General features: G+C 45.8%; 3 protein-coding genes and 1 pseudogene. All 4 read right to left on the bottom strand.

Going from position 1 to position 8163, the window contains the following annotated elements:
- Positions 1-3153 (bottom strand): annotated as a pseudogene (locus Q3C19_RS09150) (hypothetical protein); the annotation flags it as partial.
- 77 nt (positions 3154-3230) lie between these two features.
- Complete coding sequence (locus Q3C19_RS09145; protein WP_302728800.1) at positions 3231-3653, bottom strand: hypothetical protein; 423 nt, start codon at positions 3651-3653, stop codon at positions 3231-3233.
- Positions 3650-8011 (bottom strand): tape measure protein, encoded by a 4362-nt coding sequence (locus tag Q3C19_RS09140; protein WP_302728798.1) that lies wholly within the window; start codon positions 8009-8011, stop codon positions 3650-3652. Before Q3C19_RS09140 ends, Q3C19_RS09145 begins: the two co-directional genes overlap by 4 nt.
- A complete protein-coding gene (locus Q3C19_RS09135) occupies positions 8011-8136 on the bottom strand; it encodes a hypothetical protein (RefSeq protein WP_302728796.1) in 126 nt (41 codons plus the stop codon). The genes Q3C19_RS09140 and Q3C19_RS09135 overlap by 1 nt, the downstream gene beginning before the upstream one ends.
- Positions 8137-8163 lie beyond the last annotated feature (27 nt).

The following is an 8163-nucleotide window of genomic DNA, read 5'->3' as shown; positions in this document are numbered from 1 at the left end:
AATGCCGTTGCCCTGTGCGTCATCGGCATAACGAATCCACGTGTAGTAAGTCCTTCCGTCCTGTCCCGGTGCACCGGGTACTCCGTCCTTTCCGGGCACTCCTTCTAAACCCTGTTCGCCATCGCTGGCCACCAGCGTATATTCATCGGAATTCACTTCACCAGTCAGCAGATAACCGAATGTCTGTCCATCCTCTGCAAAGATCAATCTGTTTCCGGCGCTGTCCGTCCACGTCCATAGCGGTGGATTCTGCGTGCCTTCCTTCAACCTGCACATCCACGAGCCCCACCCCATGCGGACGATGCCTAAATAAGGAACCTGAAGACCGGAATACCAGCCTCCTAAATTAGAGATGGAAGCACCTGCCGGGCCCTGTATGCTGCCTGCGCTACCCCATTTCGTACCGTTCCATACGTACAGGTTGCCGTCCACTATCCAGGCATCGTTTGGATGGTTGCCCTCGGAAGGGAGTTCTTCTATACTACTTTTCTCACCAAGCAGGTTGAACGACGTTCCGTCGGTACCCTTGTCCACCTGCAACAGCCAGTCCACGCTGTCCGCCGACGGTTCGGCATCCGTACCCGCTTCGTTGACGCACAGCCAAAGGCATCCGTCGTGGCTCACGCGATCATAATAATCACACAGCTTCTTGCCCTCTTCCTTCACAAGATCCTCCCATGCGCCGCGGTCGTTGGCTGTGCGGACGGGAGTGCCATCCGGCTTTACCTGCATGATTTTCCCGGTAAAATAAACATCGGTCGTGTATTCCGAATACCCTTCCATATTCAGGCCAAAGACGTTCAGGTTCGACAGGTCTCCGGACTGCTTGGCTATGTTACCCTTACCGATTTCCCAGGTATTCTGATGCCACAGATACCTTGTATAAGTACGGGTTTCGTAAACAGATGTCTGCCTGTCTTCACGCGTGAAACTGCCGTATGCCACAAACTTCATCTGTTCGAAAGGGTCGAAAGAATATTTCCAACTGTCTGAGACGGGCCGAATCTGGTACTTGAACTGCTCGTTCTTGTCACCCATCACCTCGGTAATCGTAAAATAAACCGTGCAGAATCCTGCAAAGGTTCGATTACCTCTACTGTCATCCGTATCTTCAGTGGCATTGTCAGAAGATGTAAGAGAGTGAAATATACCCATACAGATGTCACCGACAGCTACTGCGCCGATTTGCCCGTCCTCCAGCTTCAACGTACAGGTTTTGCTCTCAACATCCACCTTATCAATCAGTCCGCCTCCAGGTGCCCTCCATTTATCACCCAAAAATATCTCGATGCTGTTAAACCGAAATTCGGGAGCTTCAATATAGCGACGCGATGTCAGGGATTCTACTTCAGCATTTCCGTTTTCATCGATCTTTGCCCCAAATCCGGTCATACCTGAAGCATAGCCGTTTTTTCCAAAAATCGCACCGGCATGGAAAATAGCCGACTGCAAAAAAGTAAGGATACCTATAACTGTATCATCGACTTTCTTTCTGACAAATTCTTTCAGCGACCTCAATGCCGAAAACGCATTACTGTCAGATGCCGCTGTTTTATCATTTGCTTTAATAAGGTAAACGCCACCTCCTCCACCGACATAGGTCTGACCTTTATATGTAAGTGAATCCACCTTATCCTCAATCTCACTGATACGTGAATATGGCATGCTTTCACCGATGGTATAGACTGGACTATCCCAAGGAATATCCAAGTTCATTTCCCAGCCAAGAACACGGGAAATACGCCCGACTTCAAAGTAGGTGTCGTCCACCAGATTGATACGTTGCCCAAACTCGTATGTACGTAAAATCGGGTCTTCATGTACCCATTTGCTCGCCAAAGTTGTAGGGTAAGTACCGTCGTCCTTCTTTACCTTGTCGGCGTACTTTTGTGCCTTCTCCTTTAATTCCTGCTCGGCTGCTGGGACATACTGGTCGGACACCAGCTGTATGTCAAAACCCGAAAGAATATATTCGTCTCCGTCGGCAGGGTACATCATATCGTCTGGCAACGGGCGGCCGTAATCCTCGTTCCGGACGATTTCCCAAAGCTGATCACCACGAGTTTCATCCTTAGGTTCGGGGTTGAAGATCACACCGAACTCCAATCCGTTTAGTTTTCCGGACTGAAACTTAATCTTCAACTCCTGTCCTTCAAGAATATATTCATCCTTGAACTCCAGTCCGGTATCTTTATAGCGGTAGTACGTAACGGTTTCTTTTGTACCGTCCTCATTCTCTACTTCTTCGGTGCGGGTATGAACATCAGAAAGATTACCCACTCGGCGAGGATAGACATCATCGAACACTACGACATCTTCAATGGCCTCTTCCTGCGACATCCCTTCGTATGCGTCTATATAGGGAGTGTCGGCAGGGAGCATCAGCCGTTTCTGGACTACGCCATTGATTACAGCCTGCTCGTCAGTGGGACGATAGTTTGTAGGGATATTCTTCGTTGAGCCAAACGCATAGATGCGGGTGGCATAAGTGCCCTGACTTTCGCTGCGGGTGATGCTCGACGCTTCGACACCACGCTCGATCTTAACGGCATCTCCGAATTCATTTCGCCCAAAATGAATAACGTTGTCCGTTATCCAGCAATCGCAGTTCCACTTATCCTCACCCGCCATAGAAAACAAAGCGTCCAACAAGTTCATGTTGTCATAGGTCATTGCCACGGCTTTGTTCTCTACAGTATCATCTATGCTGAAAGTAAAGTCTGCCCCACGGTAAGTATATCCTAAGGCTTTCAGATTGCGAAGGAACACTCCCAACTGAACATCAAGAGAAGCGGTAAGCGACCATGATGCTTCGCTGCCAGCTTGTTCAGGAGTGTATTTGAAGATTTTGTTTTTCCACTTCCAGTAATAGGCGTTCATCTGAAGCTTGTAGTCATAGGCGCCGGTAGATGTGTTGTAAGTCGGTTTTTGCAGATCGGTTATTTCATATATTTTCCCCAATTTGCCGCCAAGAGATTCATCAAGCACTCCAGCCAGGTCCACGTAATCGCCCAATTTGAACTGAATGGGAGAAGGCACGGAGAAAGGAAGAATAATATAATCCTCCTTCATCAGCGTGAACTTTCCCTTCGCACCCTTGTTAATGGCTGTCGAAAATCTTAATTGTCCGGATATGTCTTTAATTTCAATCATATCCCCAAAGTTCAGAAATAGAAAATGGAAGCCCTAAAAATTTGGACTTCCATTTGAAACAATAGGGAAAAGGTTTGTTATTCGCTCCTGTCCACTGGATTTGGCTCTTCAAATTTGCTCGATACTTTACCAAAACACCTGTCGCAACTCAATCCATAAGAGATGCTTTTCCCCAGGTAAACCAACTTGTAAACCTCGCTTCCGAGAACGGGGACTTTGATATTCACGGCACCTTTCTCCAGTTCTGCCTGAAAAGATTTCTTTTTGCTTCGGTAATCACTTTTCGAACTGCCTTCAATAGTGAACTGAAGAGTGATTTCGCGCGAATCCACTTTTGCGTTATCTGTTATCACACGCTTACCATGCTCCAGACGGCTTTCGTTCTCAATGTAGTCTTTCATTTGGTTGAATCCGTCAATAGAATCAAGGAAACCATCTCCCATGCGGACGCCCCACGTAGAGAAGGCGTCTTTCCCATTTATAAATAAATCTCCTGTCATAGTCTTGATGTATTACGTTTCACTTCAGCGATGTCAGCCTGCATCTGTTTGATAGGTTTTACGATTTCGCCTGTATTCTCTCTGATCTGTTGCAGTTCCAGATAGGAATTAGCCAGAATAGTACGCGTTTCGTCGGCGATGTTGTATATACCCGATGCCTGAGCAGTCAACGCACTAATAGAACCTCGAAGCTCGGTAATAGCAACCGTCTGCTGTTGTTCAGCAGCTTCTATCCTAAGATTGGACTCATACACGGCGGTAAACCGTCCACTTAATTCACCTGCATCCTCGTGTGTCATTTCGGTGCCAAAGCCGCGACTTGAAGCGGATTGTTGTTCAGAGGAAGAACTCCATCCGAAATCTTCCATCAGTTGCTCACGGTCGGCCAGCATGTCCTCTACGATTTGCTGCTGCTCCCGGCGCAGTTCCTCGGCCTCCCGTGACGTGAGTCCGTCTTCTCCAGCCTTCGCCCAGTCTTCATACAGCGATTTTATCCGGTCGCTGTACTTGTTGGCCACCAACGACGATAGTATGGCATTCTGTAGGTTCTTCTCGAAGTTATCGGCAAAGTCCTCGTTGGTGCTTTCAAGGTCGGATAGCATGTCCAAATAGCCGTCCCTGAAGGCGTCAAACCCGATGCCTGTCAATGCCTCACGCTCCTTCTCGGCTATTTCCCCCAATTGCTCGCTGTACTTTTCAATGTTCTGTATGTACTCGATGAAGTCCGAATTGACGGTGGTGAGCACGGAGACGAAATGCTCGTCCTGAAGCACCTTTCCTATCACGTCGGCATCGAGGTTCAGCACGTCCTGCAAGGTTCCCACTTGCTTCCCGACCAGTACCGAGAGGTTGCTCCAGTCGCTTGAGTTCATCCGGTCGTTCACCCTGTAGGCCAGCGAGTGCGACCCGACGCTAGACCCGCTGCTTGCCAGCATCTTCGCCAACTGCCTTTGCCGTTGTATCTGTATACCTACCAGCCTTGCCGCTTCGTCCGCCGCCTTCTGCGCCTCCACGCCATAATCGATATCAATGTATTCGGTCTTCTTTCCAATAAGCGTATCCCAAACTGAAATCAGCGTATCGTACTGGGCTTTCATATTCTCGTATTCCGAATAATCTGCACCGAACATCCCGGCAATGGAGCTTGCTAGTGAGGTGGCAAATCCTACCGCCCCACCAACAATGGAACCCATCGGCCCGAACATGGAACCTGCCTGTGCCCCGGTCATGGTAGCATTGACTGTATCCATCGCTACACTGATGCCGTCCGATACCCCCTTGAGCATATCAGAGCCAAAGGCATCTCCCATGTTGGAGAATACGTCCGACGCAAACGAGCCCAATTGGATGATTTCATCTAGCCCGTCCCGGATGTCAGTAAGCGCCTCCTTCAGCTTCTTGCTGTCGTCTCCTGCGTCAAACATCTTCTTTAGACCGTCCTCCACCTTGCCGTATGCCGGCCTCAATCTATCCGTCGCATGTCTGTTGTCATTCAAGGCATTTGAAATGGCCTCCAATGCTTCAGGTGACTGCTTCAAGGTATCGAACTGTTCTTTGGTAATCCCGAATATGGCACCCTTGTCCTCGTCCCACTCGCCGGACTTCAGGAACTCCAAAGCTTCGCTTCCTTTCAGGTTGATGTCCTGAAGCTCGCCAAGTGTCTTGTCTTTCATGTCGCCAAACAGCCGAGATATGGCCGATGCGGTATCTTCCGATTTCACATACAGGTCAGAAAGCACCTGGTCTCTCTCTTTGCCCAGCAGTTTCCCCTGCCACGTATCTGCCCCACCCGCTTCTGCTATTTTTTTGGAATATTCCTCCGTGATGGCCTGTTGCTGCTCCCTGAATGTACCGTAGTTCCTCAGATACTTGTACATGGCCTCTTGTTCGGCGTCCAGTCCGTCCAGCATTGTTTGAACCATATCATTGATGGTATCTGCGGTGGCCTCTTCTGCGGCATCTGCTTGCTTTTCGAGTTCTTGGGAATAATTCTGTTCAAATTTAGGGAATGGAGAAGAGCCTTTTACTTGCTTTTTCTTATCCACATCTCCTCCAAGTTCTTTGTAAGCCTTTTCCTTTGCCTCCATTTCTTCACGGGCTTTCTTTACCTGCTCAGATGTGGCTTTCTGGTCTTTAATCAGAGAATCATATCCTTTTTTTGCTTTCTCCCAGTCAGCTTTTGCTGCTGCAAGATCTTGTTGGTAGGTGGTTTGATTTTTATTTGCATCGATACGTGACTGTCTTGTTGATTTAGCTGTATCAATAAGCGTCTTAATGTCTTTCACTTCAAATAACGCTTCATCAGACAAAGAACCTTTTACATCAATAGGAAGACGCATTTTTATCTTACCATTTTCGCCTTTCCCCTTTATCCTTTTTTCGAGTTCTGATATATATCGGTCAAACTCGTTAATATCAATATCCTTTAAACTGGAAATGAATTGTTCGGAAATGCCTTTTCCCCTTTCTTGCAAAATAGCATCCCTATCATGATACAATCCCTCAAGTTTTTTTAGAGATTCACGTGCAGCTTGTGTGCCTTTCTTTATCGTTACATTAAATTCCTCTACTGCTATCCTCTTGTTTAATTCAGCAAAATCATTCTTTTGCCTTTCTCCTGCACGTTTTGCATCTTCTTCGGAAATCTGCCGTTTAAGTTTGAGTATATCGGCCAATTTAATACTCTCAATGTCGTACTGAGCGAAGATTTTAGGGTATTCTTTTCGTAATTGGGCCAAGCTTTGCTCTCTCTGTAAGTCAGATAAAGCTATATCTCTCGAACTTTCAACAAGAGCATCAATCTTTCTTTTATGTTCTTCAGCTTCCTTTTGTGCTTCCTGCTGTCTCTCATTCAACCTTTTCTGGGCTTTTTCGGCCTCTGTTGAACTATCATGAAATGCCCACATCGTGGTCACTAATCCAGCCAACACCGTAGCTACAGCCACGTAAGGATTAGTCAACATTGCCGCATTTAGAAGCATTTGCGCTTTTCTTGCAATAACCCTTGCACTTGTTAATGCTATTTCTGCTATGGTATGTTTACTTGTGGCCACGGTTGCGAGCATAAGAGCAGCGCGATAAGCACCATAAGTTGCAATTAGTCCTATCAACACCTTACCTACCGTTTCATAATTTTGTATCAATGAAGTAGTAGCTTGAATGCCTTTCATAATAACTCCTTCGGATGCTTGGCCTATTTCATTGAAAGCTGTATCTAATGCGTCTTGCATCATTGAGATTTGACCATTTATTGTTTTGGAAGCATTCTCTGACATTTGATAAAACTTTCCTCCGGCTGAAGTTGCATCTATAAATGCCTGCTGCACCATTTCTGCCGACAAAGCCCCCTTTGACATTTCATCTTTTAATGTGGCAATAGATTTTCCTGTTTCCTCTGAAATAACTTGTAATGGGTTAAACCCAGCGTTTATCATTTGATTCAGATCTTGCCCCATCAGTTTTCCGGCTGCTGACATTTGGGAGAAAGCCAAAGTAAGAGAATTAAATTTTACGCTATCTCCCATTGAAATATCTGATAATGCCTGTAAATATCTAATAGTATCTTCTGCTTGAATATTAAACCCAAGCATCATTTTTTCCGCACCTACCATGTCAGACATAGTTAGTGGAGAAATTTTTGCCAACTCTTTAATTTGAGGAATTAGTTTGTTGGCCATATTCTTACCAACCAATGTTTCAATGGCCGTTTCCATAGATTGAAATTCTCCACGAACACGTATAAGTTCAGAAGCGAATCCTTTTAACGCTGTTACACCTCCTATAATTCCCAATACTTTTGTTAATGAGAGAGACATCTTTTCGTTCGCTTGTGCCGTTTCTCCGGCTTCTTCTCTAAAAGCAGAATATTCATCTTTTAGTTTCTTTACAGAAAGTCGAGCCTCTGCTTGTTGCTGTGTCAGTCCAAATAAAGCAGCTTTTTCTTCTTCAAGAGCTTTTTTAGCAGCTTTATATTCTGAAAGTTGCTCTGTTGCACCAAATGGATTTCTTTTTAAGGAAACTTTGTATGCTTCTGCTAATCGTTTGACATCATACTCCACATCTTTCACCACCTTTTTCTGGTCAATAATCTTTTGAGTAAAATCATTTACAGTTTGTGATGCGTTGTAAATTTTTGTCTTGAAATCATTCTCCATCACCGCACCGGCTCTTGCCGCCTCAGTTACCAACCCCATCATCTGCTGTCGGGCTGATGCAAGTTGAGTTTCCAAAGTAGCCACAGCCGCTGGAGATTTACGCTTATCCATCTTAAGCAATTGCATTTCCAGTTTCTCACATTCTTGTCTCAAACGGATAACCTCATCAAAGTTGGAACTGACTTTAAAGTATAGTGTTGCCATTATTCATCGAATTTTCTGTTCTTGAACATCTCTGCATCGGAAACCTCTTTCATCACTTCACCCGATGCCGTATGAAGTTTATCTTTTTGCATGATCACCAGATTACGATATGGTATCACTTCCATAACTTCCGTGTATGTAAGATGAAGATT

This window comes from Bacteroides sp. ET489, from assembly GCF_030518095.1.
GTDB lineage: Bacteria > Bacteroidota > Bacteroidia > Bacteroidales > Bacteroidaceae > Bacteroides > Bacteroides ndongoniae.
Note: the sequence above shows the minus strand (reverse complement) of the source record. Positions and strands in the feature narration are given on the sequence as shown.